Annotated in this window: 1 protein-coding gene; it reads right to left on the bottom strand. The window is 40.0% G+C overall.

Going from position 1 to position 1,298, the window contains the following annotated elements:
• Positions 1-1,298: Ig-like domain-containing protein (locus DSM00_RS15465; RefSeq protein WP_206633821.1), on the bottom strand; the 1,298-nt coding region annotated here is incomplete at both ends.

Here is a 1,298-nt window from a genome sequence, read left to right as displayed (position 1 = left end):
TGCTACAGTGTCGATAATTAACTCATCTACTGTTGCATCATTAGCAGTATTACCCGCGTCATCAGTTACCGTTACTTCAACATCATAAGTGCCATCAGGAATTTCATTTCCTACTGGAATAACTAATTCCCAGGTGCCATCTCCATTATCTGTTAAATCGCCATCACCTTCTGTGTAGGTAACTCCGTTTACTAAGACAGAAATCTCATCTACAGAATCTAAAGTACCCGTGATTGTTGGGGTGCTGGTGTTTGCTATAAGTTCATCAACTGTAGGAACTGTAGGTGCAATGTTATCGATAATTAACTCGTCTACAGTTGCATCACTGGCAGTATTTCCTGCAGTATCAGTTACCGTTACATCAACATCATAAGTACCATCTGGAATTTCATTTCCTACTGGAATAACTAATTCCCAGGTGCCGTCTCCATTATCTGTTAAATCGCCATCGCCTTCTGTGTAGGTAACTCCGTTTACTAAGACAGAAATCTCATCTACAGAATCTAAAGTACCCGTGATTGTTGGCGTACTGGTGTTTGCTATAAGTTCATCAACTATTGGAACTGTGGGTGCAACGGTATCGATAATTAACTCATCTACTGTTGCATCACTGGCAGTATTGCCTGCAGTATCGGTTACTGTGACATCAACATCATAAGTACCATCTGGAATTTCATTTCCTACCGGAATAACTAATTCCCAAGTACTGTCTCCATTATCTTTCAAATTACCATCTCCTTCTATGTAGGTAACTCCGTTTACTGTAACAGAAATCTCATCTACAGAATCTAATGTTCCGGTGATTGTTGGTGTGCTGGTGTTTGCTATAAGTTCATCAACTGTTGGAACTGTAGGTGCAATGGTATCGATAATTAACTCATCTACTGTTGCGTCATTAGCAGTATTACCCGCGTCATCAGTTACCGTTACTTCAATATCATAAGTGCCATCTGGAATTTCATTTCCTACCGGAATAACTAAAGTCCACGTGCCATCGCCATTATCTGTCAAATCACCATCTCCTTCTATGTAGGTAACTCCGTTTACTGTAACAGAAATCTCATCTACAGAATCTAATGTTCCTGTGATTGTTGGTGTGCTGGTGTTTGCTATAAGTTCATCAACTGTTGGAACTGTGGGTGCCACGGTGTCGATAATTAACTCATCTACTGTTGCATCATTAGCAGTATTACCCGCGTCATCAGTTACCATTACTTCAACATCATAAGTGCCATCAGGAATTTCATTTCCTACTGGAATAACTAATTCCCAACTGCCATCTCCATTATCTGTTAAAT

The organism is Leeuwenhoekiella aequorea (assembly GCF_004104375.1).
GTDB lineage: Bacteria > Bacteroidota > Bacteroidia > Flavobacteriales > Flavobacteriaceae > Leeuwenhoekiella > Leeuwenhoekiella aequorea.
This window is presented reverse-complemented; position numbering and strand designations above follow the sequence as displayed.